The sequence below is a fragment of the Streptomyces sp. 3N207 genome (assembly GCF_052246355.1).
GTDB lineage: Bacteria > Actinomycetota > Actinomycetes > Streptomycetales > Streptomycetaceae > Streptomyces.
In genome coordinates, this window is record NZ_JBQQBV010000022.1 from 62,785 (window position 1) to 88,264 (window position 25,480).

At 70.9% G+C, this 25,480-nt stretch carries 16 protein-coding genes and 2 pseudogenes; 9 read left to right on the top strand and 9 right to left on the bottom strand.

The window, feature by feature from the left end; all coding sequences use genetic code 11:
- Positions 1-14: 14 nt before the first annotated feature.
- On the bottom strand, positions 15-461 hold the full coding sequence (locus ACTWP9_RS28345; protein WP_443249141.1) for an MmpS family transport accessory protein: 447 nt from the start codon (positions 459-461) through the stop codon (positions 15-17).
- Positions 462-601: 140 nt separating this feature from the next.
- The gene (locus tag ACTWP9_RS28350) at positions 602-1,624 is read right to left on the bottom strand and encodes an aldo/keto reductase (RefSeq protein WP_443249142.1); all 1,023 of its coding nucleotides are present in this window, start codon (positions 1,622-1,624) and stop codon (positions 602-604) included.
- Positions 1,625-1,764: 140 nt separating this feature from the next.
- Between ACTWP9_RS28350 and ACTWP9_RS28355 the strand changes: the two genes are divergently transcribed.
- Positions 1,765-2,628 (top strand): helix-turn-helix domain-containing protein, encoded by an 864-nt coding sequence (locus ACTWP9_RS28355; RefSeq protein ID WP_443249143.1) that lies wholly within the window; start codon positions 1,765-1,767, stop codon positions 2,626-2,628.
- 1 nt (position 2,629) lies between these two features.
- Here the strand turns inward: ACTWP9_RS28355 and ACTWP9_RS28360 are convergent, their stop codons facing one another.
- The gene (locus ACTWP9_RS28360; RefSeq protein ID WP_443249194.1) at positions 2,630-4,114 is read right to left on the bottom strand and encodes a CehA/McbA family metallohydrolase; all 1,485 of its coding nucleotides are present in this window, start codon (positions 4,112-4,114) and stop codon (positions 2,630-2,632) included.
- Positions 4,115-4,292: 178 nt separating this feature from the next.
- Between ACTWP9_RS28360 and ACTWP9_RS28365 the strand changes: the two genes are divergently transcribed.
- The gene (locus ACTWP9_RS28365; protein ID WP_443249144.1) at positions 4,293-5,120 is read left to right on the top strand and encodes a TIGR03619 family F420-dependent LLM class oxidoreductase; all 828 of its coding nucleotides are present in this window, start codon (positions 4,293-4,295) and stop codon (positions 5,118-5,120) included.
- Positions 5,121-5,338: 218 nt separating this feature from the next.
- On the opposite strand, the pseudogene ACTWP9_RS28370 reads toward ACTWP9_RS28365, so the two are convergent.
- Positions 5,339-6,064 (bottom strand): annotated as a pseudogene (locus tag ACTWP9_RS28370) (helix-turn-helix domain-containing protein); the annotation flags it as partial.
- A gap of 250 nt (positions 6,065-6,314) precedes the next feature.
- On the opposite strand from ACTWP9_RS28370, the gene ACTWP9_RS28375 reads away from it, so the two are divergent.
- From ACTWP9_RS28375 to ACTWP9_RS28390, 4 genes are all read left to right on the top strand, one after another.
- Complete coding sequence (locus ACTWP9_RS28375) at positions 6,315-7,418, top strand: serine hydrolase domain-containing protein (RefSeq protein ID WP_443249145.1); 1,104 nt, start codon at positions 6,315-6,317, stop codon at positions 7,416-7,418.
- Positions 7,419-7,606: 188 nt separating this feature from the next.
- A complete protein-coding gene (locus tag ACTWP9_RS28380; RefSeq protein WP_443249146.1) occupies positions 7,607-10,204 on the top strand; it encodes a bifunctional FO biosynthesis protein CofGH in 2,598 nt (865 codons plus the stop codon).
- A 112-nt stretch (positions 10,205-10,316) separates the two neighbouring features.
- Positions 10,317-11,450 carry an ADP-ribosylglycohydrolase family protein gene (locus ACTWP9_RS28385; RefSeq protein WP_443249147.1) on the top strand — a complete coding sequence of 378 codons (1,134 nt, stop codon included), beginning with the start codon at positions 10,317-10,319 and terminating at the stop codon, positions 11,448-11,450.
- Between the two features lie 148 nt (positions 11,451-11,598).
- Entirely contained in the window at positions 11,599-15,804 is a 4,206-nt protein-coding gene (locus ACTWP9_RS28390; protein WP_443249148.1) for a hypothetical protein, read from the top strand.
- Positions 15,805-15,841: 37 nt separating this feature from the next.
- Here the strand turns inward: ACTWP9_RS28390 and ACTWP9_RS28395 are convergent, their stop codons facing one another.
- On the bottom strand, positions 15,842-16,741 hold the full coding sequence (locus ACTWP9_RS28395) for a PhzF family phenazine biosynthesis isomerase (protein ID WP_443249149.1): 900 nt from the start codon (positions 16,739-16,741) through the stop codon (positions 15,842-15,844).
- A gap of 91 nt (positions 16,742-16,832) precedes the next feature.
- Here ACTWP9_RS28395 and ACTWP9_RS28400 point away from each other — a divergent pair, with 91 nt between their 5' ends.
- Positions 16,833-17,738, top strand: coding sequence for a LysR family transcriptional regulator (locus ACTWP9_RS28400; RefSeq protein WP_443249150.1), 906 nt, complete (start codon positions 16,833-16,835; stop codon positions 17,736-17,738).
- 163 nt (positions 17,739-17,901) lie between these two features.
- Here ACTWP9_RS28400 and ACTWP9_RS28405 read toward each other — a convergent pair whose 3' ends face one another.
- A complete protein-coding gene (locus ACTWP9_RS28405; protein ID WP_443249151.1) occupies positions 17,902-18,699 on the bottom strand; it encodes an SDR family oxidoreductase in 798 nt (265 codons plus the stop codon).
- A 126-nt stretch (positions 18,700-18,825) separates the two neighbouring features.
- Here ACTWP9_RS28405 and ACTWP9_RS28410 point away from each other — a divergent pair.
- A pseudogene (locus tag ACTWP9_RS28410) lies at positions 18,826-19,693 on the top strand (hypothetical protein).
- Positions 19,694-19,878: 185 nt separating this feature from the next.
- On the opposite strand, the gene ACTWP9_RS28415 reads toward ACTWP9_RS28410, so the two are convergent.
- From ACTWP9_RS28415 to ACTWP9_RS28425, 3 genes are all read right to left on the bottom strand, one after another.
- Complete coding sequence (locus ACTWP9_RS28415) at positions 19,879-20,094, bottom strand: DUF397 domain-containing protein (RefSeq protein WP_443249152.1); 216 nt, start codon at positions 20,092-20,094, stop codon at positions 19,879-19,881.
- 238 nt (positions 20,095-20,332) lie between these two features.
- On the bottom strand, positions 20,333-21,193 hold the full coding sequence (locus tag ACTWP9_RS28420) for a helix-turn-helix domain-containing protein (protein WP_443249153.1): 861 nt from the start codon (positions 21,191-21,193) through the stop codon (positions 20,333-20,335).
- A gap of 365 nt (positions 21,194-21,558) precedes the next feature.
- A complete protein-coding gene (locus tag ACTWP9_RS28425; protein WP_443249154.1) occupies positions 21,559-22,338 on the bottom strand; it encodes a GOLPH3/VPS74 family protein in 780 nt (259 codons plus the stop codon).
- Between the two features lie 194 nt (positions 22,339-22,532).
- On the opposite strand from ACTWP9_RS28425, the gene ACTWP9_RS28430 reads away from it, so the two are divergent.
- Positions 22,533-25,289 (top strand): serine hydrolase, encoded by a 2,757-nt coding sequence (locus tag ACTWP9_RS28430; RefSeq protein ID WP_443249155.1) that lies wholly within the window; start codon positions 22,533-22,535, stop codon positions 25,287-25,289.
- Positions 25,290-25,480: the final 191 nt, after the last annotated feature.

Consider the following 25,480-nt stretch of genomic DNA (forward strand, 5'->3'; position numbering starts at 1 on the left):
GCCCGCAGCGGCGGTCACGACGTGGTGGTGCACGTGGTGTTGAGGGTGTAGCCGGGCTTGTTCTTCTTCAACTCCTCGGCCTTGATCTTGCCGTCGACAATGATCTGGCAGCCGATCTCCTTCTTCGGCTCCTTGGAGGCGACCTGGAGCGAGAGCGACCTGCCCGGCTCGATCTTGAACTTCTTCGACCACGGGGTCTTGACGCTGTCCAGGTCGAGGTCGTGGTCGCCGCCGGGATCGTCACCGGCCTGGTACTTGACACCGGGGATGTAGAGGCTGGCGGGCGAGTCGCCGGTGACCCGCAGCTCGACGGTGACGCGGGAATCCCGCTCCTCGGGAGCGGCCTGAGAGCGGGAGGAGCCGCCACCGGCCGCGTCGCTGTCGTCCCCGCTGTCGGAGCAGCCCGCGACCAGCAGCAGGGTCGCGGCGGCAAGGCAGACGGCTGCCCGGTGTGTGCGCATCGTGAGTGTCTCCAGGGCTGTTCGGTGGCCGACCGCCCCCGCGGTCGGTCAGGCGTACGATCGTCACACGCGGACGGTCGGCGCAACCACTGGAACCGTGAACAAATCCGCGGCACACCCCCACTGGCCTCGCGAGCAGTTCAGCGCCGCCGCAGCGCCGCGTCCGCCAGTGCGGGCGGTGTGTAGTAGCTGTCCTCAGGGTTCAGATCCGTGCCCGGCGGCACGATCTCGTCGATCCGGTCCAGCACATCCGCGCTCAGCGTCACCTCGGTGCCCGGCAGCAGCGTCTCCAGGTGCTCCCTCGTGCGCGGCCCCAGCAGCACCGAGGTGACAGCCGGATGGGTGCGGACGAACGCGGTGGCCATGTGCCGCAGCTCGATCCCCGCCTCCTCCGCCAGCTCGGCCAGCGCGTGCACCGCCTCCAGTTTCCGCGCGTTGGCCGGTCGGCTCACATCGAACTTGTGCCGCTCGATGGCCGTACGGCCCGCGCTCAGATCGATGTCGTCGGCCGAGCGGATACGTCCCGACAGCCAGCCGCCGGACAGCGGCCCCCACACCAGCACGCCGAGCCCGTAGCGCTGCGCGGTCGGCAGCAGCGCGGCCTCGGCACCGCGCGCCAGGATCGAGTACGGCGGCTGCTCGGTACGCGGCCGGACGTGACCGCCCCGCTGTGCCGCCCACTGCGCCTCCACCTGGAGCTCGGCGGGGAACGTGGAGGTGCCGACAGCGCGCACCTTGCCCGCGCGGACGAAGTCCGACAGTGCGCCCAGGGTCTCCTCGATGTCGGTGTGCGGGTCCGGGCGGTGCAGCTGGTAGAGGTCCACATGGTCGGTGCCCAGCCGACGCAGGCTGTCGTCCAGCGCGCGGGTCAGCCAGCGGCGGCTGTTGCCGCTGTGGTTGGGCTCGTCCCCCATCGGCAGGTGGCCCTTGGTGGCCAGGACGACCTCGTCCCTGCGGCCCTTGAGGGCCCGGCCGACGACCTCCTCACTGGCGCCGTTGCCGTAGATGTCGGCGGTGTCCACGAGATTGATGCCGCTGTCGAGAGCACGGTGGATGATGCGGACGCAGTCGTCCTGGTCGGTGTTGGCGGTACCCAGCATCATGGCGCCGAGGGCGTGGTCACTGACCGAGATGCCCGTACCGCCGAGAATGCGCCGTTGCACAGTTGCACTCCTGTTTGTCGCGTCTGCTTGTCGAGTCCCCTGTGTTCGGGTTCCTGGCAAGCCTCGCCCAGGCCGCAGACCCCAGCCAGATCAAGCCCAGCCTGGGTCCGGCAGTACCACCCTCGGCGGATACTGGACGTATGACAGCCACGGAGAAGAAGGAGACGCTGGAGATCGGCGCTTTCCTCAAGTCCCGCAGGGCAGCGCTCGACCCGGAGGAACTGGGGCTGCCACCCATCCACAACCGGCGCCGCGTACCCGGGCTCCGCCGCGAGGAGGTCGCCCAGCTCGCGGGCATCAGCGTCGACTACTACATCCGCATCGAGCAGGGCCGCGCACAGGGCATCTCGGACCCGGTGCTCGACGGGCTGGCGCGTGCCCTGCGGCTGACCGACGACGAGCACACCTATCTGCGCAACCTCGCCGAACCCAGGTTTGCCGACAGCGCGCAGGCCCGGCCCGTCGTACGGCCCGAGATCCAGCAACTGCTGGACGCCATGGGACCGTATGTGCCCGCCTCCGTCCACGGCCCCGGTATCGACTACCTGGCCTGGAACGCGCTGGGCGCCTGCATCGCCTTCGACCTGGAAGCCCTGCCGCCGCAGCAGCGCAACGCCCCGCTGCTGGTCTTCCTCCACCCCGACAGCCGTGCTCTGCACCCCGACTGGGACACCGTTGCCGCCGAGACGGTGGCAGCCCTGCGCTCCGAATGCGCGCGCTACCCGTGCCACCCGCGGGTCAAAGGGGTGCTGACGCAGTTGCTCGACTCCAGTGCCGAGTTCCGCGCACGGTGGGAGGACCAGCAGGTGCGCGAAAAGCTCGCAGGCCGCAAGCGCATCCGCCACCCGCAGGTGGGCGAGCTGGAGCTGACCTATGAGACGTTCCAGCTCGCTGTCGACCCCCAGCAGACGCTGTGCACCTACACCGTCGAGCCCGGCTCCCCCTCGGAGGCCGCACTGCGGTGGCTCGCGGACCGGACGAGCGAGGAATCACTCACTCACTGACTCACTCGCCCCTCCGGGACCTTCCCAGCCAGACCGGATTCGTCATCGCCGCCATGGCGCCGGGCAACCCGGACCCCTCCTTCGCGGGGTGCCGCACTTCAGCCCGTACGTAGGTGGCGAGCGAGGGCGTCGTCCGCCAGCCGAGCTCTGCGCCGCCGCCGGTGCGCATGGTGCCCTCATCCGTGACCAGGTGCAGCGTGGCACCCTCGGGTGCGCCCCGCACCGTGAGGGTGACATCCACCTCGGTGTCCGGCTCCGCCCGTAGCGTTTCCCCGAGCGTGGCGTGACCCCCCTTTGCAGTGGTCGCCTTCAGCTCGACGGAAATCCGCGAAGACTCGGCCAGATACGACCGTCCCGCCCGGATCGCCGCCAGCAGCGGGCCGCGCGCCAGATCGTCCGCATGGACGACGGTCTGCGGCAGACCCACGTCCTGACCCTCCCGGTGCGCGTCGCTGTTCCCCATGGCGGGCAGCCGGCTGTCGCCGCTGACGAGCATGTTGTCCCAGGCGGCCAGCGCCAGCTCGTCGTCGGCCGTCCACGGCCCGTTCCACACCTCCACCGCGTCCGCGTGCTCATAGCCGAACTTCCACTGGCACCCCACGAACGGGCAGTTGGGATGCGCAGGGACCACCAGACCGCCCGCCCGGTGCACGGCCCGTGCGAACCGCGGATACGCGTCGTCCCGGGCCCGGTAGCGCCAGTCGAGGAAGGTGCCGGGGTCGGTGCCGAGCGCCAGATAGTGGCCGTTGCGGGTGGTGATCTCCTCGCCGCACAGCACCAGCAGATCGTCGCCCCACAGCCCCTCCCACGCGGCGTGCCCGGAGGTGGTGTTGTGCTCGGTCGTGGTGAGGAAGTCCAGCCCGGCGGCGCGCGCCGCGACCGCCACCTCCTCCGGCGTACGGCGCCCGTCCGAGTGCACCGTATGCAGGTGACAGTCACCCCGGTACCAGGCCCGACCCCGCCCCTTGGCGCGCTCGGGCGGGTAGCTGGGCCGCGGCGTACTCCCGGGCTCACCGTGCCGCAGGGTGACCGTCACCTCGTAGTCCATGCCCTGTGGCGCCACCGTGTAGGGGCCCAGCGCCACATGCCAGGTGCCCGCCCGGACCGGGCCCGCCAGATAGCCGGGCGTCGCCTTCTCCGCGCTGATCGAGAAGGAGTCCCGGAAACCGCCGGACCAGCCGCGGAAACCACGTCCCCCCAGCGCCGTGCCGCGCTGGTCGAAGACGCCGATGTCGAGCGCATTGCCGGGTGTGCCCTTCGGCACGTCCGGCTTGTCGTAGCGGTAGGAGACCGCGATCTCACGCACCCCCTCGGGGATCTCCACCGGCAGATACACGAAGTCGGGAGCGCCGGGCGGCAGATGACCGCGCAGCGTACGGCGCACTGTCGCACCGTCCTCCGCGCGGGCGAAGCTCGCTCCGGAAAGCGTCACCGCTGTCGCGGTCCCGGCGGCGAGGGAGAGCCGCAGCGCGTCGCGTCTGCCCATGTGCGTGTCCGTGGAGTTGCTCATCGGGGTGTCCATGGAGGAGTTGTACGCGCGGCCGGTGAGGGGGAGAAGACCTGGGGATGGCGGAAACGCCAACTGCTGCGCCGGACCGCAGCGCCAGAAGCAGAAGCCCTGCGGGGGCATGGAGTTCACCCCGGCCCCCCGGCACAGTGACGGGATGCGGATCTCGACGACCATCCTGCTCACCGACGAGACCATCCGGCCCGCCCGACTCGCCCGCGAACTGGAACAGCGCGGCTTCGGCGGGCTCTATCTGCCCGAGCACACCCACATCCCCGTCAGCAGGCAGACACCCGCCCCGATGGGCGACCCTCTGCCCCGCCCTTACGGGCGCACACTCGACCCCCTGATCGCCCTGGCCGCCGCCGCCACCGTCACCGAACGGCTCGCCCTGGGCACCAGCATCACGCTCGTCGCCCAGCACGACCCCATCGTGCTTGCCAAGCAGATCGCCACCCTCGACCGGATGTGCGGCGGCCGGTTCACGCTGGGCGTGGGGTTCGGCTGGAACGTGGAGGAGGCCGCCGATCACGGCGTCGCCTGGCATCGCCGCCGCGACCTGGTGCGCGACCGTATCGCGCTGATGCGGGCCCTGTGGGCGGCCGAGCCGACGCCTTACGAGGGCGAGTTCGGCTCCGTACGCGCCTCACTGGCCCACCCCAAACCGGTACGCCCGGGCGGTCCCCGCCTGCTGGTCGGCGGCGCAGCGGGCCCCACCCTCTTCGCGCACATCGCCGAGTACGCGGACGGCTGGCTGCCCATCGGCGGCAGGGGCCTCACGGACACCGTCCCCACCCTCCACGCCGCATGGCGCTCCGCCGGCCGCCCCGGTACCCCAGCAGTCGTGCCCAGCTTCGTCCTCCCCTCCCCGGGGAAACTCCAGCACTACCGCGACCTGGGCGCCGAAGAAGTCCTGCTGCAACTTCCCTCGGGCACCGAACCGGAGGTCCTGAGCACCCTGGACGACTACACGCGGTACCTGTGAAGCCTTGGATCGATCAGGGCCTCCCGCTGGCGAACGGTGAGCCGGTCGCGCCTGACCGCGACGGCATAGGCGTCGGCACCGATGCGCTGCGGTGCGATCGGATCGGTGAGACGGGGATGTCGCTGGGCGGCGGCCAGCGCCGCGGCCACCCGGTCCGCCGACCAGCCGAGCGCTTCGGCCAGTTGCGCAGGGGCGAGCGGCTTACGCGTGTGCACCAGTGCGGCGAGAACCGTGGGCGCGTCGGCCTCCGCGGGATCGGGCGCGTGCCCGCCGGTCATCTCGGTACTGACACGTCCGAAAAACCGTCCCATGGCGGCGAGCCGCGCGCCCGCGGGAGTGTCCGGGCCGAGAATCTCGGCACCCTGCTGCGCCGCCTGAGCCCACACGGTGTTCTTCTGTGAGCTCGCCGTCCACGCCTTGATCCAGACGTCGTCGTCGACGACGTACCGCTCCCGCCGTCCCCCCGGGAAACGTTCGCGCCGGACCAGTTCCAGCTCTTCCAGGGCGCGGACGGCCTTGGAAACGGACGCCGGGCTGACCCGCAGACACCGGACCAGCTCGGCCGAGGTGAGACTCCCGGAGTCCGCACTGACCAGGCAGGTGAGGACACGGGCCAGCATGCGCGGTACACCGGTCTGCGTCATGATCCCGGCGAACCGGTCCACGAAGCTGAGTACCGCCTCGGGGTCGCGGCCAAGACCGCTCACCCCGGGCGGCAGCTCGGACGGCGGTGGCGCGGTCCGGCGGCGTCGCGCGCGGTGGGCGGTGGCGTGGTGAGCGTGGTCGGCGCGGTAGCGTCCCGGGCCCCCGTTGCGCCGCACCTCCCGGCTGACGGTGGACGTCGGTCTGCCCAGGGCCCTGGCGATCTCCGCGTACGCAAGCCCGTCGGCCAGTCCCGCCGCGATGGTGTGACGGTCCTGACGGGTCAGCCTTCCTCCCGGCATCGAGCCCCCCTTCCCGCCCGGCGGTGTGCTGTCCCGCCCGGCGACGGTCGGCCTTCAGTTTTGCGTTCGCGTTCAGGGCCGTGCAACGGCTGTGGACAGTGGTTGCATTCACGTTCAACTTCATTGCAACGAATAGCAATTAGTGCCTAGTGAATGGCCAGTTGCAACGACCGAATCCATTGCTCGGAGGTGAAACGCAACGTAGCTTCACGCATCCCTGAAGCTCACGTACCGAGGAAGGCAACAGACGATGACAACCGAGAAAGTGCGCCACGCACTCCACCGGGCCGTGACCGAGGGCGGCGTCCCGGGCATCCTCGCCGAGGCCCGGCAAGGTGACAGCCGATGGTTCGGCGCGGACGGTACGGCCGACAGGGAGACCGGCCGGGAACGGCGGCAAGAAGACCGCTTCCGTATCGGCAGCATCACCAAGACCTTTGTCGCGACCGTCGCCCTGCGTCTCACCGCCGAGGGCACGTTGAACCTGAACGACACGGTGGAGAAGTGGCTGCCCGGCCTGCTGCACGGCAACGGCCACGACGGCAGCAGCGTCACCCTCGCCCAGCTCCTCAACAACACAAGCGGGACCGTCAACTACACGGACGACACGGAAACCCTGCAACAGACCGGGAGTTGCACGCCGGAAGAGCTTGTGCGGATGGCGCTCGCCCATCCGGCACCGTTCGCACCCGGCACGGACTGGGCGTACTCGAACACCAACTACATCCTGGCCGGGTTGATCATCGAGCGGGCGACCGGCCGGCCGCTCGTGGAGGGGATCGTCCGGCACATCACCGGACCCCTCGGCCTGAGCGGCACCTACCTGCCACGCGGGGACGACTCCTCCATAGCCGGTCCGCACTCCCGGCACTACACCAAGCTGCACTCGCCCGACCCGGACGCCGAGATCTACGACGCGACCGAACTGGACCCCACCCCCTACTGGGCCGCAGGCGCCATGATCTCCACCGCTGGTGACCTCAACCGGTTCTTCCGCGCGCTGCTCGGCGGCCGACTTCTCCCGGCGCCGCAACAGGCGGAGATGTTCACCATGGTGCCCACCAAGGACTGGCTGCCGGGCACCACGTACGGCTTCGGCATCTCCTCCCTCACCCTCACCGAGGGCAGAACGCTGTGGGGCATGGCAGGCGCTCTCTTCGGCTCCTGGACGTGTGCATACGGCACCCGGGACGGCCGGCACGTCCTCACGGTCAATCTCAACGCCGACTGGGCAAACGCTCCCTGGGACGATCCTCTCGCCCTTCTCACCGAGGTGCTGGCCGCACAGTTCCAGCCCGACGAGGCGGCAGACCGGACCGCCTCCGGCGCAGCGGCGGGTACGGCACACCGGTAGCCGACTGCCGTGCCGCTCCCGCCGACCGTCGTGCCGGTTTCGGTCGACTGTCGTGCCGGTTTCGGTCGACCCTTGTGCTGGTTTCGGTCGACCCTCGTGCCGGCTCCCGCCGACCCTCGTGCCGGCTCCGCAGGTCATCCGCGCCCGCCGCCTGCGGCGATGTCGGGGGGCGGGGCTACGCTCGGAGGATGACCTCACACGGACAGACGCCGACGGCCAACGCGATGCGGCGGGCCCTCAAGCGGGCGCGGGACGGGGTCGCGCTCGACCGGACGGAAGCCGCTGTGCTCCTCCAGGCGCGGGGCGAGGACCTGGTGGACCTCACCGCGTCGGCCGCCCGCGTCAGAGACGCGGGCCTGGCCGCGGCGGGGCGGCCCGGTGTCATCACGTACTCCAAGAGCGTCTTCCTGCCCCTCACCCGGCTGTGCCGGGACAAGTGCCACTACTGCACATTCGTGACCGTTCCGGGCAAGCTGCGGCGCGAGGGGCACGGGATGTACATGTCGATGGACGAGGTCCTCGACATCGCCCGCCGTGGGGCGGAGCTCGGCTGCAAGGAAGCCCTGATCACTCTGGGGGACAAGCCGGAGGACCGCTGGCCCGAGGCGCGTGCCTGGCTCGACGCGGAGGGCTACGACGACACGCTCGCCTACGTCCGCGCTGTGGCCATTCGCATCCTGGAGGAGACGGGCCTGCTGCCGCACCTCAACCCGGGAGTGCTGTCCTGGACGGACTTCCAGCGGCTCAAGCCGGTGGCGCCCTCCATGGGGATGATGCTGGAGACCACCGCCGAACGGCTGTGGAGTCAGCCGGGGGGCCCGCACTACGGCTCTCCCGACAAGGAGCCCGCGGTGCGGCTTCGGGTGCTGGAGGACGCCGGTCGCTCCAACGTCCCGTTCACCAGTGGTCTGCTGATCGGCATCGGGGAGACGTACGAGGAGCGCGCCGAGTCGCTGTTCGCACTGCGCCGCGTCCAGCGCGCCTACCACGGCATCCAGGAACTGATCATCCAGAACTTCCGCGCCAAGCCGGACACGGCGATGCGCGGTATGCCCGATGCCGAACTGGACGACCTGGTCGCCACCGTTGCCGTCGCACGGCACATTCTCGGCCCGTCCGGCTGTCTCCAGGCCCCGCCGAACCTGGTGGACGCCGAGTACGCACGGCTGATCGAGGCCGGTATCGACGACTGGGGCGGCGTCTCCCCGCTGACCCCCGACCACGTCAACCCGGAGCGCCCCTGGCCGCACATCGACGAGCTGGCGCAGAAGAGCCAGGCGGCCGGGTTCGAGCTGCGTGAGCGCCTCGCCGTCTACCCGGAGTTCGTCCAGCGCGGCGAGCCGTGGCTGGACCCGCGCATCCTGCCGCACGTACAGGCGCTGGCCGACCCGGAGACGGGGCTGGCGCGGGCGGACGTACGCCCCGAGGGGCGGCCCTGGCAGGAGCCGGACGAGGAGTTCGCGGGTCTCGCCCCCAGCGGCCGTACCGATCTGCACCGCACCATCGACACCGAGGGCCGCACCGCCGAGAGGCGGGACGACTTCGACGAGGTGTACGGCGACTGGGAGGAGCTGCGTGAGCGCGCGGCACCGGGGATGGCGCCCCAGCGCGTCGACTCCGACGTACGCGAGGCGCTCGGCCAGGCCGCCGACGACCCGACGAAGCTCACCGACGAGCAGGCCCTCGCCCTGCTGCACGCCGACGGACCGGCGCTGGACGCGCTGTGCCGCACGGCGGACGACGTACGCCGCGACGCGGTCGGTGACGATGTGACGTACGTCGTCACCCGCAACATCAACTTCACCAACGTCTGCTACACCGGCTGCCGCTTCTGCGCGTTCGCGCAGCGCCGTACCGACGCCGACGCCTTCACCCTCTCCCTGGAGCAGGTCGCCGACCGCGCGCAACAGGCGTGGGACGTGGGCGCTGTCGAGGTGTGTATGCAGGGCGGCATCCACCCGGACCTGCCGGGCACCGCCTACTTCGACATCGCACGTGCCGTCAAGGAACGCGTCCCCGGCATCCATGTGCACGCCTTCTCCCCCATGGAGGTCGTCAACGGCGCCACCCGCACGGGCATGTCGATCCGCGAGTGGCTGACCGCCGCCAAGGAGGCCGGGCTGGACTCCATCCCGGGGACGGCTGCCGAGATCCTGGACGACGAGGTCCGCTGGATCCTCACCAAGGGCAAGCTGCCGACGGCCACCTGGATCGAGGTCGTCAAGACGGCGCACGAGGTGGGTCTGGGCTCGACGTCCACGATGATGTACGGGCACGTGGACCAGCCCCGCCACTGGCTGGGCCATCTGCGGCTGCTGGCCGACATCCAGCGGTCGGCGGTGGAGAAAGGGCTGGCCGGTTTCAGCGAGTTCGTGACGTTGCCTTTCATCCACACCAACGCACCGGTCTATCTCGCCGGTATCGCCCGCCCGGGGCCCACCACCCGGGAGAACCGCGCCGTCACCGCCATGGCCCGGCTGCTGCTCCACCCATGGATTCCCAATATCCAGACGAGCTGGGTCAAACTGGGCACCGAAGGTGCCGCCGAAATGCTCCGCTCCGGCGCCAACGATCTGGGCGGCACCCTCATGGAGGAGACCATCTCCCGGATGGCAGGCTCCTCCTACGGCTCCTACCGTTCCATCAAGGACCTGGTCGCCATCGCGGAAGCCGCGGGCCGCCCGGCCCGGCCGCGTACGACCGGCTACGGTGAGGTCCCGCCGGAGCGCATCAAGGCAGCACACGCCTCGGACGGACATCTCCCGGAGCTGCTGCCGGTGGTATGACGCCACCTGCTGCCGGTGGTAGTGCACCGGACGGCTCCCGCACACCCCCCTCCGCCCGGCCGGATCTTTATTAAAGTGCGGGAGCCACAAGCTTCAGGAAGGGCAGCGAATCGTGACAGGTGCGGGCGGTGGGGACGGCGGCGCGACGGCCATATGGGGGCGGTCCGAGCAGCAGGACTTCCGCAGCAGGGTGCGCGGCTGTCTGCTGGGCGGCGCGATCGGCGACGCACTGGGCGCGGGTGTCGAGTTCGACTCCCTGGCCGCCATTCGCGAGAAGTGGGGGCCGCAGGGCGTCACCGACTACGTTCCCGTATACGGCCGCAGGGGCGCCGTCACCGACGACACCCAGATGACGCTGTTCACCGTCGACGGCCTCATCCGCGCCCATGTGCGCCGCGACACCGGCGCCTGGCACCCGCCCACCGATGTGCACGCCGCCTACCGCCGCTGGGCGGCCACCCAGCGGGACTGGGGCCCTGATGAGCGCCGCGCGGACGACGGCTGGCTGGCCCGGCAGGAGTGGCTCTATGCCCGCCGGGCACCCGGCAACGCCTGCCTCAGCGGGCTGGCGGAGCCCCGGATGGGCACCCTGGAGCAGCCGAAGAACGCCGACTCCAAGGGCTGCGGCACGGTCATGCGGTCGGCGCCGTTCGGGCTGCTGGTGGGCTGGGAGCCGGGGCTGGTCTTCCAGCTCGCCGTCGAGTGCGCGGCGCAGACGCACGGCCACCCCACCGGGTATCTGGCCGCCGGCGCGTTCGCCGCGATCGTCCACACCCTCGCCCGGGGCGACGACCTGGACACCGCCGTCCAGCGCGCCCTGGTGCACCTCGCGGCGCGCCCTGACCACCAGGAGACCACCGAAGCCCTCAAACGCGCGCTGGGCGCCGTCCGCCAGGGCATGCCGTCTCCGGAGCGGGTGGCGGCGCTGGGGGAGGGCTGGACGGCGGAGGAGGCGCTGTCCATCGGCGTCTACTGCGCGCTGGTCGCCGAGGACGTCCGGCACGGTCTGCTGCTGGCCGTCAACCACAGCGGGGACAGCGACTCGACCGGCTCCATCTGCGGCAATCTGCTGGGCGCCATGCACGGTGAGACCTCCCTTCCACCGGGCTGGGTGACCGAGCTGGAGGGCCGCGCGACAATCCTGGAGCTGGCCGACGACTTCGCCATGGAGATGACGCAGGGCCCGGCGCTGCACGGCCCCGGCGCGGCGTCCCCGGCCTGGCTGGCCCGCTATCCGCGCGCCTGACCCGAGTTATCCACAGGCACCAACGGCTGTCGGTGCCGGTGCGTAGTGTGTTCTCGAGATCCCCGCACGGCAGATCGTCCAGGGAACAGCTGTGCCCTGGCCGCGGCCGGACGGGGATGAACGGGCACAACGGGGAAGGCAGCAGCGCATGGCGGCAAGCGTCGAGAAGGACGGCTACACGGCCGAGTTGACGGACGGCGGCCTGGAGATCGTCTACCGCAACCCGAAGGGCCGGAAGCTGAAGACGGTTCCGGCCCAGCTCTCCGGCGACCCCGGCCTGATCTCCCTGCTCGCCGTGCGGAAAGCGCTGCGCGCGCACCGTACGGCGTGCGAGAAGTACGCGCGGGCGTGGGCCGAAGCCGGGACGGGCGCACCGCGCGCGCTGGCCGAGGCCGACCCGGAATGGCGGCGCGCGCTGGAGGAAGCGGACGTGCCGCTGACCGAGGAACGCGGCGAGGAGGGCCTCTTCGCCCGCACCTACGCGGGCCCCCACGGGCTGACGCTGACCCAGCTCCTGCCCGAGGACGTGGTCCCGTACCGCGATGTGCTGATGCGCGAGGACGCCTGGCTGCCCGAGGGCCTCTTCGCCACCGGCCTGCCCGACGAGACGCAGGACGAGGACGGCCGACTGCCCTTCCCCGAACGCGTACTGGCGGCCCACCCGCAGCAGCATCGCCTCGCTGTGGAGAAGATCCGCGCCCTGGAGTACGAGACCTCGGACTGGGGCTACGTCTTCAAGAAGGACATGGACCGCGTGCTGGCCGGACTGGAGGAATCCGCGCCCGCGCTGGCGGTCACGCTGCTGGACGAGATGGCCGACTTCGCACTCGGCAAGGAGACGGAAACCGAGGCGGCGGCGGCCTGGTTCGGCCGGGCCCGCAAGACTGAACGCAACTCCGGCCGAACGCCCGACCACACCTGGCTGTACTCCCGCTATCTGCGCTACGCCGAGGCGGGAACCCTCTCCGCGACCGCGCTCCGCGCCTGGGTGGGCGAGTTGGCCGCCGAGAGCACCGTGGGCGAAGAGAACCTGATGCGCTTCCGTGAGGTGGTGCGGGCCCGGAAGCAGGGCCAGGGCGAGCTCCATCCACAGCTGGCGACCGACATTCGCAAGCTCGCCAAGGCGGCCGGGTGCGACCCGGACGAGGAGCTGGCCACCATGATGGCGGAGCTGATCGAGGACGGCGGACTCTCGCTGGGCGACACCGAGTTCTGGACCCGGTGCTGCAAGTCGCGCGCCATGGATCTGCTGGTGGAGCGCAGCCCCGAAGCAGTCCGTGCGGCCGTCCTGAAGCTGCGCCCCCACGGATACGGGTCCGGAGGAACGTCGGAGCTGTGGCGGGCCCTGCTGGAGCGCACCGGAACGCTCGCCCAGCTCACCGGCGAGAGCCCCGGACTGCCCCACGGAACGACAGCGGCCTGGCTGACCGACTGCGTCAACGCCCGGACGGGCCGGGACGGTGCCCCCTGGCGGGAGGTGTACGAGCTGGCGGAGCGCGTCGCGCCCAAGGCGGCCACCGACGGTGTCCCGGTCGAGTTCCAGCAGTGGGCGTACCGGCACTGGCAGAGCCGTCGGAGCATCCCCCTCGACCTGATGGACCTGCTCCTGGAGTACGGCGTCCCTATCAACGACCCACCGGAGCGGCTGGCCACCGCCCGCCCGTACGACCTGTTGCTCAAGCGCCGCCCCGAGCTGCGCCACCTGCTGGCCGACGAACGCTTCCAGCGCGAGGTGCGCGCATGGATGCGCGCCGACCTCGATATGACGGTGGGGGAGAACGGCACGGCGGCCGACGGCATGTCGTCCAACCGCTGGTACAACCCGCACCAGGCCAAGGGCTGGGGCAAACCCGACCATCTGTACGCCACCTGGGTCGGCCATGAGGAGCTGCGCGCCTGGTGCGAGCGCGAGCGGGCGCGGCTGCGCGCCGGGGTGGACTTCGACGGGCTGGTGCTGCTCCTCGGCCGGTTCGTCCACGTCGGAGGAGCGGTCGACCAGCTGCTCCAGGACGCGGAGGCGGCCCGCGAATTCGCGGCGGTCGATGTCATCGGGCTGCTGATGCGTGAGCTGCCACCGGTGCTCGACCGGGAGCGGGTGGAGAAGACCGTCGCCAAGCTGGATCCCCAATTCCTCAGCCGGGGTGACGGGGCCACGGGCCCCAACTTCGTCCTGCTCCGCGATGAGCTGCCCGAGCTGGCCAAGGGCACCACCTGGCAGCAGGCGGGTGACAGCTTCCACCGGATCACCCACCTCCTGGTGATGGCGGCCAACTGCCTCGACGGCCAAGCCCGCCTGGTGCGCCGCTTCACCCCGGCCGCCGAGCAGCCCGCTGCCCCGGCGCCCGCGCAGGAGCCGGACAGCTCTTGGCAGGCCCTCACCCGACGGCTGGCGCAGCTGGCGGCCTCCGACACCACACCCTGGGACGGCGACCCCCGGCAGGGCAGCGAGCAACAGGACCACGCCTGGCAGCGGCTCAGGATCGGGCACCTCCACGGGTACGCCGTGGTGGAAGCCCTGCGTGCCGCGATGGGCAGCACCGGCGACGCCCGCAGGACGGTGGCGGAGCTTGCGGAGTACGCGGCCTGCCCGCTCGCCTCGGGCGAGTGGCGGGTCGTGGAGTACGCCGTTTCCTTCGAAACGGCGCGGCAGTTCTCCGCACTGTCCACCCGGCCGATCCGCACCGAGACTTCGGCCGCTGTGCTGCTGCCGGAGCGCAGAACAGGACTACCGGCGGGCCGGCCGAAGCTCTTTCCGCTGCGGGTGCTGGAGTACGCGCCCGAGGGTGACTTCCCGGCGGCCGGTCCGCTCGCCGCCGCCGGCCTCGAACCGAAGCGGGCCCGTGTGCTGGAACCCGCGCGTCCTGGCAGCTGGCTCACGCGGTTCGCCGAGCTGTACGAGAAGCACGGCCAGGTACCGGCCCGGCCCGAGCCGGCCGCCGACTTCGCCGGGCGGCTCGGCCTCTCGGTGCCGGAGACCGTGGTCCTGCTGCGTGGTGCCCTGCCTCCCGCGCCTCACCAAGGCATCGGGCAGGGCCTTTCCCGGGCGGGCTCCTACCAGGTCCGGCAGTGGAAGGTCACGGACAAGGAGAACGAGAGGGCGCTGGACGGGCTCGCCCACTTCCTCAGCCCCGAGCAACTGTCGGCGCTCTACGACAGGCTGCTGCCGGACGATCCCGAACTGCTGTGGACCGAGGGCCCGGACGTGCGGCGCGCCGCCGAGTGGTGGCTGAGCGAGATCGGCAGACCGCTTCCGCCGCCTCACGGCCTGCTGGCGGTGGCCGACAAGGAACTCGCCGCCCCCACCGGGGAGTCGGCAACCCGTCGCAGCCGGTCCAAGGACGCCGGTCCGGCCGACGACGGCGATCGTCCGCCCCACGACTCCACGTCGCTGCTGTGGTGGCCGCCGTTGCGGCGCCCCGCACTTCTGGGCCGTCTCGCCGCCGGTGCAGACTGCCTCGCCACGGGGATACCCCTGAGCCCTGAGCCCGAGCTGCTCGCGCTGCCCCGCCTCGCCGCGTGGCTCGCCTACCGCACGCCTGCGGGCGATCCGCTGCGCCCGGTGGTCGGAGCAGCCATCTCCCGCCTCCGCGAGGAGCTGACGGCGGGCCCCGGCCCACTGCGGGTCTTCTCCGTGCAGAGCAACTACTTGATGGGCGACCCGCCGGCCACCGACGCACTCACCGCGCACCCGGCCGTGACAGAGGCGGAGGACGAGACGTACGACATTCGCCACGTGTATGTGGACCCGGCCCACCTGTCCGGCGCCGAGGATCCGATACTCGAAGCGCTGGACGCCTATCTGGATTCCGCCCTGCCCTCCCAGTGGCTCCCGACCCTTTCGGGCCTGCCGGTGCTGGCGGATCTCCGCCTGCTGCTCAGCGAGGACTTCGCCGCTCTGGGCGCCCATCTGGCTGCCGACGCCGATGCGCCCGCCGGCTGGGAGCAGCACCCGGTCCGCTCGGTCCCGCTGTTGGTGGCCCGGTGTGCGGAGCAGCACGGTCTGAGCGAGGACGCGGCGGCCCTCCATCTGATGCTGCTGGCCCTCCCGGACCCGACGGACCGCAATGTGAAGGCGTGGACCGGCTGGAAGGCCGCCCGCTTCAAGGAGGCGGTGGCGGAACTGGGCGCGACCCCGCTGGTGCTCCGGGGCACTCGCTCGCGGGCGGGCCGCAGCCTGTTCGTGCCGGGCCCCTGGCACGAACGCAAGTCACCCCGCCTCCCCCTGGAAGCCGTGAAACTGCCCCACCTCCCACAGGCCGCGAACCGCCGCTCCACCAGCCACCTGGCGACTGTTCCCTCGATGCCCGTACCACTGCTTTTCGAGCGGCAGTTCGAGAGACAGTTCGGCGGCTGAGGCCACCGGAAGAAGGCGGAGAGCAGCCCGGCCGTGCTCAGCCGGCGATCGGCACGGCATGGCCGGTGACGCGCACCCGCGCGTCGTCCGGTCCCGCCTCGACGAGCAGATCGCTCGGCCGCCCCATGTCCTCGCCCTGCCGGATGGCAACCACGCCTGCTGCGGGCAGCAGGCCGAGCGTGCGCAGATAGCCGCCGAACGCGGCGGCGGCCGCTCCGGTGGCCGGGTCTTCGATGACGCCGCCGACGGGGAACGGATCCCGTGCGTGGTAGCGGTCGTCGCTCTCGCGCCAGACCAGGTGCACCGTCGTCCAGCCGTACTGCTGCATGATGCCGGTCAGCGTCTCGAAGTCGTAGTCGAGGTCGGCCAGCCGGGCGCGGGAGCCGGCCGCGAGCACCAGATGAGCGTTGCCGCCGAAGGCGACATGCGGCGGCAGCGTGGCGTCCAGGTCGGCCCTTGCCCACCCCAGGGCCGCGAGCGTGGCGTCCACCTCGGCGTCCTGCGCGGGCCGGGACCGGGTGGGGACGCTGATGAGCGTCGCCCGCACAGCACCGTGACCGTCGGCCACGGTCGCCACACTGATCTCGCCCGCAGGAGTGTCGAAGACCAGCTCACCGGGGCCGATCCGCTCGGCGAGCGCCACCGACACGGCGACGGTGGCGTGCCCGCAGAAGGCGACCTCGGCGAGAGGGCTGAAGTAGCGGAGCGTGAACCGGCGTTGCTGCTCGTCCCGGGCGGTGACGAAAGCGGTCTCGGAATACCCGACCTCGGCGGCGATCGCCAGCATCTGCTGCTCGTCGAGCCGCGCGGCGTCGAGGACGACGCCGGCCGGGTTCCCGCCGTCGGGGTCGGAGGTGAACGCCGTGTAGCGAAGGACATCGGTAACCGCTGACGCTGTTGTGGCTGCTGTAGGCGTGGTGGCCGCTGAGGAAGTCATGGCTTCACCCTTCCACCCTGGCCACATTATTACCAACGATAGTTATACATGAAAGCGATCGACTCTTCCGATGGCTTGTTAGGGTGCGGCCATGGACACCCGGCTGCTCCAGACCTTCACCGCACTCGCCAGGACGGAAAGCTTCACCGGCGCTGCCGCCGAGTTGCAGCTCGCCCAGTCCACGGTCACGGTGCAGATCAGAGCCCTGGAGAAGGCGTTGGGCACCCGGCTCTTCGACCGGCTGGCCAGAGGCGCGCTGCTCACCGATGCGGGGCGGCGGTTGCTGACGCTTGCCGAAGGAGTCCTGGAAGCCGAGTCACAGCTGTTCGCGGCAGCCACCGAGGACGGCCCGGTCACCGGGACGGTGGTGGTGGGCGCGGGCGAGACCCTCTGCTCGGCCCACCTCCCAGGTGTGATCGCCGCATTGCGCAGCCTCCATCCGGACGTGGAGGTGCACCTGGAGCCGTGCGGGACGACCAGGGCCGTAGAGGGACTGCGGAGCGGAAGACTGGACTGCGCGCTGCTGCTGGAGGAGCAGGTCGACTTCCCCGGCATCGCGGCCGAGCGTATCGCCGGCCAGTCCCTGGTTCTGCTGTGCGCCCCGGAGCACCCGCTCGCCGACCGCGCACGGCCGGCGACGTGGCAGGAACTGGCACGGGAGAGCTTCTTCCTTCATGAGCAGGGCTGTTCCTACAGCGACTGGCTGGCCGAACGGCTGCAGGCCGTCCCTGGCGCCCGTCCTCGGCTGACCCGGTTCGGCAGCATCGAAGCCGCCCGCTCCTGCGTCGCAGCCGGGCTCGGCCTGACCGTCCTCCCGCACGCCAACGTGGCCGAACCGCTACGCGACGGCCGTCTCACGGCGGTGCGCGGTCCTTCCCTCCCCGACGTCTCCGTCCACCTCGCCCGCCACCGACGCCGTCGGCCCTCCCGCGCGGCGAACGCCGTCGCAGCCCAGGTCATACGGCACTTCCGCGAAGCCGGCAGACACGCGGACTAAGGCTTCCCGGCGCCTACTTGCCTGATCGGCGTGCTGCGGGCGATCCCCTCGGCGTGCCCCGAACGGGCGCGGGGAACCGCTCCCCTCAGCCACAGCCCACCCGCAGTCCGCGCCCTTCGGACAGGGGCACCCCGCGCCGGAACACAAGACCCACGGTCAGCCGCTACCGCATCAGCTCCCCCGCGTTCACCAGCAGACACTGCCCCGTGATCCCCCGTGCCCTCCTGCTGGCGAAGAACACCACCGCCTCGGCCACATCCCCGTCCTCCGCCATCCGCGGCAGCGCCATCCGCTCCTCCAGCCGGCCCCGCACCACCTCGGGCGCCACCCCCTCGGACTCCGCCGTCCAGGCCACGTAACCCTCCACCATCGGCCCCCACATCCAGCCGGGCTGCACGGTGTTGACCCGCACTCCGTGCGGGCCCAGCTCGCGGGCGAGCGAGTACATCGCGGAGACGAGGGCGCCCTTGGACGCGGCGTAGGCGGCCTGTTGCACCTGGGTGGGCGGGGCGACGGAGGACTGGGTGCCGATCATCACGACGGAGCCGTCCCCGCGTTCGGCCCCGGCCGCCTTCAGCGCGGGCAGGCAGGCCCGGGTCATCCGCAGCGTCCCCAGCAGATTGACGTCCAGCACGTGCTGCCACTCCGCGAGATCCGCACCTTCCAGCCCGCCCATGACGGTGTCCAGCGCCGCGACATGTACGACGGCGTCGATGCTGCCGAAGCGCTCCTGGGCCAGTGCGGCCAGCGCCGCGCACTGCTCCTCGTCGCGGATGTCCACGGTGCGATAGGCGCTGTGCGACCCGCCGGGGTCGACGGCGGCGGCGCAGCCGGCCAGGTTCGCCTCCGTACGGGCGCCGAGCACCACGCCGGCGCCCTCCCGTACGCAGGCGGCGGCCACCTCGTGGCCGAGCCCGGCGCCGACTCCCGACACCACCACGGTCTTGTCCGCAAGCAGCACGACAGATCGCCTCCCGCACAGTTCCGCACGACGCGTGCCGGCCCGCCGGGGGTCTCGCGTTCTGACGCCCAGTCAGCTAAACCGGTCCGGGACACCGTACGGGAGCCGAGCAGCCGGAGGAACCCCATGGAGACCCCGACCGAGCCGCCGACCGAGACGCCTGCCGACACCCACGCCGCCTATGCCGAACTGGCCGCCGTCGGCCCCTACGGGGTGCGCCCCCGGGCACGCCCTCATCACGATGGTTGAGCCGCACCCGGGCCATGAGCACGCGTACAACCGCTGGTACGAGGACGACCACTACATCGCGGGCGCCATGGCCATGCCCTGGATCTACGCGGGCCGCCGCTGGGTGGCCACCCGGGACCTCCAACTGCTGCGCTACCCGGCCGAGTCGGCCGTCGCGCAGCCGGTCACCGCGGGCTGCTATCTGTCCACGTACTGGATCACGGAGGGTCGCTACGGCGAGCACATGCGGTGGACCGTCGCCATCAACAAGCGCCTCAACCGCGACGGGCGCGTCTACCGCGACCGCACCCACGTCTTCACGAGCTTCCAGGACCACCAGGCGACCGTCTACCGTGACGGCGCCGCCGGTCCCCGCGACCACCACGCGCTCGACCACCCCTACCAGGGGCTGGTGCTCCAGGTCGTCGACGCGGTGGGCCCGGGGCAGCGGGCCGAACTGCTGGAGTGGCTGCGCACCCGCCACCTCCCAGACCGTCTCAAAGGATCCCCTGCCGCCCTGGTCACCGTCTTCCGCCCCACCCCGCTGCCCGTCGACCGGATGTCGTACGTGAAGCAGGTCGAGGGTGTCGATACCCGGCTGACCCTGCTGTGGTTCCTCCAGGAAGACCCGCGCGAACGCTGGGAGGCATGCTTCACGGGCCTGGATGAAGCCGTCGCGGACTCCGGACTGGGGAGGACGGAACTGGTCGCGCCCTTCATCCCGACGATCCCGGGCACGGACACCTATGTGGACCGGCTGCGCTGAACCGGGGAGGCGGGGGAGGAGAGGCAAAGCGGAGAAGGGGAGGAGCGGGAGACTGTGCGGACAGTGCCGAGCCCCCTCGGCCGGGACGGCGAACCAGTCGAGAGGGCTCTTGCGTCGTGCGTCACCGGGACAGCGCTGCGAGTGCGTGCCGCCGCCGACGCCGTGCGGATTTCCGGCGTCCGGCCTCAGGCCCGAGTGCTGCCGGATTCCGCTGCGCCGACCCGGGCCACGAATGCGCCCCACGCCTCCGGGTGGAAGCTGAGCGCGGGCCCCTGCGGCTCTTTGGAGTCACGCACCGCCACCGTGCGCACGGCCGGCGATTTCACCTCCACGCAGGCACCGTTGCCGGTCGAGTAGCTGGACTTGGTCCATGCGTGGGTGTTTCCCTGCTGAATCGGCATGTCTGCTCCGGTTGTTCCGGGTTGTCTCCTGACGTGCGAACGACATTACGCGGCGATTCGGGCGCACGAAGCGGCCGTTCACTCAACCGGATGGCATATTCCAAACAGCTCTTCACATCGCGGTGTACTGCGGTGTAATCTCCCGGCCTTTTTCTGCATCCTCGTAGGGCACATGCCAGATGGCCCGGCAGTCGCCGGGCCGTCCGATCGTTCCGCAGTCCGCTTCGCCCTCGGGCGCTCAGCCCCGGGCGTACTCCTTGGCCACGTTTTCGATGAACTCCCGGGTCTGGTCCGGGTTCAGCGCCTGCGCCCGCAGATGCTCGTACATGACGCTGTAGTTCTGTACGTCGTTCGCCTTCTCCAGATAGAGATCGCTGGTGACGCCTTCGAGGTAGATGACGGTCGAGTCCGATGCCTCCGGGAACTCGAGAATGGCGTACTGCCCGTTCACCCCCGGATGGGCACCCATCGAGAACGGCATGACCTGGAGCGTCACATGAGGCTGCTGTGACACCTCATTGAGGAATTCGAGCTGCTCGGCCATCGTGTGCTTACCGCCCACCTCGCGACGCAGCACCGACTCGTCCAGCACTGCCCACAGCCGAAGCGGGTTTCGCTCGTCCTTGATGCGGTCCTGGCGACGCATGCGCACCTGCACCCGGCGCTCGATGTCCGCCGCCGTGGCCTCCGGCAGCGCCCCGGCGACGACGGCTTCCGCGTACGGCCGCGTCTGCAACAGCCCCGGCACGACTTGCGGTTCGTAGACGCGCAGCGAGGCGGCGTCCGTCTCCAGGCCGATGTAGACGCTGTAGGGGATGTCGCCGAACGCGTGCCACCACCCCTGCTGGCGCGACTCCTTCGCCATCTGCATCAGGGAGTCCACTATCCGCCGGTCCTCGACCTCGTAGACCCCGCACAGGTCGCGTACGTCCCGCTGACTGATGCTGCGCCGGCCGTTCTCCAGTCGGCTGATCTTCGACTGGGACACCAGCAACCGGTCCGCGACCTCCTCGGCCGTCATGTTCCGGTTCTCGCGCAGGCGGCGCAACTCCTGGCCCAGTCGGCGACGCCGGACTGTGGGGTTGACGTTCGACGCCACGGGACCGCACCTCCGTGTAAGTACGACTACTCCAGCAGATTGCCACCAACATGTGCGCTCGCGCTGGAAAATGGCAACAGAGAGTGCGGACTTGAGTACAGCAGTTCAGAAAAACCGCACGTGCGGGATGCGATTCCGGCCGTTGTTTCGACGGTCGGAATCGCATCCCGCCCATGCGTCCTGTAACCGACCTGCCCGACGGCAACCCGGCAGTCGACGCACTCCGCCGCTCAGCCACGCGCGTAGTGCTCGACGCACCTGCCGTGCGTGATGCCCGGCCTGGCTGTGCTGTGCGTCGTGTGCGGCACGTACGTACGTGGTGCGCGGTGCACGGGGCGCGTGACGCCGGGACCCGTGCGGGACGGTCAGCGTGCTCCTGCCCGGACCATGCCGCCCGCCAGGTGCCGGGCCTGCTCAGACATGTGCCGTGCCGGACCGGCGGCGGACGCCGTCGCCCTGGCGGCCGGGCGTCCCGATGAGGGCCCGCCCGCCGCGCCCGCCTGGGCCCGCCGCGGCTGCGCCCCGACACCGTTCTGCACGTCCATCACCGCGTGCGCGACGAGGCCGCCCATCGGGTCATGCCTGATCAGGTCCCGCAGCCGGGAACGGCACGACCGTCCCTCGTTGCCCGGGTAGAGGTGCTTGCCGAGGCCGACCGCGTGGGCCAGCGCGGCGAGCGCCGCTGTCCGCGGGTCCGGTGGGACGCCGGTGCGGATCGCGGTGTCGAGCCGGGCCCTGATTTCCCGGCTGATGGCCGTCTCCGTCGCCTGATAGCGCGTCGTCGGCAGCACTCCGCACATCTGGCCGGAAACGGCATGCACCATGCCACACCGTTCCAGATGTGTGAGATAGGTTTGGCGCAGCCCCAATCGGGGCCCGCCGATCCAGTGGACAGCGCGCACCGGGCTGCCGCGCCTGCGCAGCAGTTCCAATGCGGAGTCCAGAGTCGGATCTCCGGTCGGCCGTGGCAGCACCACGGCGATACGATCCCCATCAGGGGCTATCCGTCCAGCCAGAGCCAGCTCCACTAGCTGTGCTCCGGCCAGGCCGAGGTCGAGCGACTGCGGCTGCGCCGTGGTACCCGTGGCCGGGTCCAGGGCGAGCAACAGAAGCTCCTCGGGAATTGTTCTGCGGCTCCTGCCCATCCATGCCTCCCCGCGTGGATGAATGACAGGGTGACCCCTCTCACAATGGTCTGTCGAGAGTGCACGGTCGTTATGGGCGGGAACCAGTAGGTATGTCGTTCTCGTCTGCGGCTGGGGGAGGCCGCTGGGCAGCCCTCCGAGGGAGCGCCGCCACGCCGGTGGCGCCCTCGGTGAATAGGACACTGTTAACTGGTATGGCGAGCGGCGAGCAGCAGCATCAGGAGGCATTGGTGGCGGGCGAATCCCCCGACAGGTCGGAGCGGGAGAGGTCGTCGGGGGAGACGACGGGGAGCGGCGGGACGGTTGCACGGCCCGACGAGACGGCCGAAAAGGAACGGCCGACGAGCTCCGGGACTGCGAACGGCCAGAACGGCACCGGAACGGCGGCCCAGGGCGGGAAGCCCTCGAAGATCCCCGCTCCCACACCCCCCGAGGGCGAGCCGGACGAGCCGGCAGACGCGGAGAAGGCTGCTACGGCGGCGGACGAGGCGGCCGAGGGCGACCCGCGCGAGCAGGGCGAGGGTGACGAGGGCCGGGAGCAGGGCGACGACGGTGACGCGCGGCTGAAGTCGGCCGTGGCCGCCTGGGTCTCGGGCGACGGCGCCCCGGAGGGCTCGGACGAAGCCGACGGCGCAGCGGGCCCGAAGGCCCCCGAGAGTCACGGCGACGGCAAGAGCGCGGAGAAGGGTGCCGACCCTGCCCCGCAGGAGGACGCGCCCACCGCCATGTTCGGGGTCGTACGGCGGGAGAGCGACCGTTCCGGCAAGGACGACGACGCCACGGCTGCCGACCGCGCCGAGCGCCTGACCTCGGCGTTCTTCGGAGCACCCAAGGACGCCAAGGACGCCGAGGAGGCCAAGGACGCCAAGGGCGCCAAGGGTGCCGACGAGACCAAGGACGCCAAGGGCGCCGACGAGACCAAGGACGCCAAGGGCGCCGACGAGACCGGCGCGGCCGACTCCGGAAACGCCGGTTCCGGCAAGGCGACACCCCCCGTCGACCAGCCGACGGCGATCTTCCGCACGGTCGACGCCAAGCGGGGCGACGGGCCCTCCGGCGGCGGCACGGGTAAGAACGGCGGGACGACCGGCACGAGCGGGAAGCCGGAGGAGTCGGAAAAGCCGGAGAAGCCGGGGAAGTCGGCTTCGAAGCCCGAGAAGCCGGCGTCGTCGAAGCCGGAAACGGGTGTGAAGTCGGAAGAGTCCGGCAGAAAGGGTTCAGCCACTCCGGCGGGCACTCCCGACCCGCGGAAGTCCGCCCCGGCAGGCGCTCCCGATCCTCGGAAGCGGGACGACCGGGACGACCGGGACGGCCAGAAGGGCGGCTCCGGCCAGGACCAGGGGAGCGGCGAGGAGTCGGACGCCGAACGGACCAGCCAGTTCATCCCGCTCCGGTCCGCGGACGAACCGCGCACCCCGGCGACGTCGGCGTCCCCGGCGGCTGAGGCAGCCGCAGCTCCGACGGCACCCGGCAAGCCCTCGTCCCCGGGCAAGCCTGCTTCGGCACCGTCGGCACCGTCGGCGCCGACCGCGAACCCGTGGGCGTCGGCACCGCCGCGCCCCGCGGGAGCCCCGCAGGCCCCGCCGGGGGCGCCCGGCGCCGCCGAGAGCGAGCCGGAGCGTACGCGGCAGCAGCCGATGCCGGGCAGCCCGGAGGCGGAGGAGAGCGGTCGGCAGCCGCAGCCGCTGGATCTGCTGGCACAGCTCACCAACAGCCCGCCGCCGCCCGAGACGCCGCTGCGTACGTTCACCCGGCGGGTGAAGATCTGGACACCGCTGGCGCTGCTGCTTGCGGTGATCTTCGTCGTCGTACAGGCGGTGCGTCCGCTGCCGGACCCCGAGCTGTCGATGACGGCTGCCGGGACGTACACGTTCGATGGCTCCAAGCCGTCCATGCCCTGGCCCTCGGAGGGGCAGGCCGTGATCGACGTGGATGGGCTGGGGTCGTTCGGCTCGTACGGCAAGCAGAAGCCGGTGCCGATCGCCAGCGTTGCGAAGGTGATGACGGCCTACGTCATCCTGCGTGACCACCCGGTGAAGAAGGGGTCGAAGGGCAAGATGATCCCCGTCGACCAGAAGGCCGAGGAAGAGGCCGGGCTGAGCGCGCAGAACGAGTCGACCGTCGAGGTCAAGGCGGGTCAGAAGATCTCGCAGCGGGAAGCGCTGGACGCGATCATGATCGCATCCGCGAACAACGTAGCGCGGCTGCTGGCGCGCTGGGACGCGGGCTCGGAGAAGGCGTTCGTGAAGAAGATGAACGCCGCCGCCAAGGATCTGGGCATGACCAACTCCCATTACACCGACCCCAGCGGACTCACGGCTTCGACGGTCAGCACCGCGGCCGACCAGGTCAAGCTGGGCAAGAAGGTGATGGAGAAGCCGTTGTTCCGCGAGGTCGTGCGGCAGCCGCAGTACGAGGACGCCAACGGCAAGACGCAGCCCAACTGGAACAGGCTGGTCCCGATGGACGGTGTCGTCGGCATCAAGACCGGCACGACCACCAAGGCGGGCGGCAATCTGCTGTTCGCGGCCGAGAAGAAGATCGGCGGCACCAAGCAGCTGATCATCGGCGCCGTGCTGGGGCAGTACGAGCCGTCGATCCTGGACACCGTGCTGGGCGCCAGCAAGAAGCTGATCGACGCCGGTCAGGATGCGCTCACCGCCAAGAAGGTGGTCAAGAAGGGCGAGGTCGTCGGCTATGTGGACGACCAACTGGGCAGCAAGACCCCGGTCGTGGCCACCAAGGATGTGACGGCCGTGGGCTGGCCGGGTCTGAAGGTCAAGCTGGAGCTGACCGACAACGGCAAGGCCGTCCCGCACGCGGCGGGGTCGGGCAGCAAGGTCGGCACCCTCACCGCGGGTGACGGTCCGGGTCAGGTGAAGGTCCCCGTGGCCCTCCAGGGTGAGCTGACCGAGCCCGGGTTCGGGGACAAGCTGACGCGCGTCGGCTGAACCATTCCGGGCCGCGCCGCGTCCCCCGTTCCGTCGGCATGTCCGGCTCATGGCTCGTCTGAGCGCCCCGCGCGCCCCGCTCGCCCCACGGCGAAAGCCGGGGGCGCGGGGCGGCGGAGAGCGTGGGTGTGCCGTCCGGTAACGTCGTGCGGATCTGAGCCGCACATCCGTACGGGGAGGACGGGGAGAGA